The organism is Methylobacterium sp. Leaf123 (assembly GCF_001423405.1).
GTDB lineage: Bacteria > Pseudomonadota > Alphaproteobacteria > Rhizobiales > Beijerinckiaceae > Methylobacterium.
Window position 1 is genome coordinate 1 of sequence record NZ_LMNS01000035.1, and the last position, 1,125, is coordinate 1,125.

The 1,125-nt window shown below is 62.8% G+C and carries 1 pseudogene; it reads left to right on the forward strand.

The window, feature by feature from the left end:
• Positions 1 to 748: 748 nt before the first annotated feature.
• Positions 749 to 1,021, forward strand: a pseudogene (locus ASF53_RS17145) (MHYT domain-containing protein); the annotation flags it as partial.
• Positions 1,022 to 1,125: the final 104 nt, after the last annotated feature.

Sequence of the window (1,125 nt, forward strand, 5' to 3'; positions counted from 1 at the left end):
CCATCCGGGCCTGAAGCCCGCGACCTCCATCCACCGCGCTACTCTCCCTCGGCCCCTCCACCCCTGAAAATCAGCGTTCTCACACGACCTCGGTCGGGTGCGGAACGTCCGCTTCGAGGCGAGTGGCTGACTTCCGCTCCCCACCCCATCCGGACCTTCGCCAGCGGCGCTTCCAGGGTCCGCTTAGGGTCAGGAGTTCGCACGCCCATTGTTCTGCTGTGCGCCACTTACGGACATTCGCATGGTGCTGGTTGGATGTCCGCCTACAGCAAAGAGGCTGGCTCGACCCCTGCAGATACCAAACCGACTGACTCGCGCCTGATCAGGGCTTCTGACAAGTCTGCCCGGCCACCCCGACGTATGGGCATGAAAGTGGAACGCCCGTGGCCGGGATGCGCCCTTCGAACGGTTGCCTCCGGATCTAATCGAAGCCACCATCTACAGCCGGCTCGACGCGTGCCACTTATTGGCGCGAAGCTCGTGAATTTGCCTCCGCACGAATTGTCCGCACCCGATCCGCAACCTGTTGCGGCCATAGCCTTTCGCGACGTCATCATCGCTGAGATGAAACATATATCAAGGCGGAACAGCCTTGCCCAGCTGACCTGCGTCATCTTGTGCTGGAATAAAGCGAGTTTCTGCCAACGAAACAGGCTCGCTGTTAAGACTGAAGCCGCCACGGTCTCCAGCGGAGGCCGAGATGCAGTCGATACTAACCTGCGTTACGCAGGCACATGACCCTCGGCTGATGCTGCTGGCAGGTTTTATCTGCGTCGCGGGCATCTACGCTTCCTTCGCCGTCGCCAACCAAGCAGGTCGCTCGGAGGGTGCGGCACGCCGCAACTGGGCCGCCGTCAGCATCATCGCCGCCGGCTGCACCGCCTGGGCGACCCACATGATCGCCATTCTCGCCTTCGATCCAGGCATGGCGGCAGGCTTCGAGCCGATCATGACCGCCCTATCACTGTTGACCGCGATCGGTGGGATTGGTCTCGGCATGGCGCTCGCCGTCGGCCGGCGGCATCGTCTCAGAGTCCGTCCGATAAGTCATGATGCTCGCCCGAGCCTTCGGACGAGGATCATGACGGCGGCGGCGTAGAGGAAGGCCTGGGCCGAGGCGAGGGT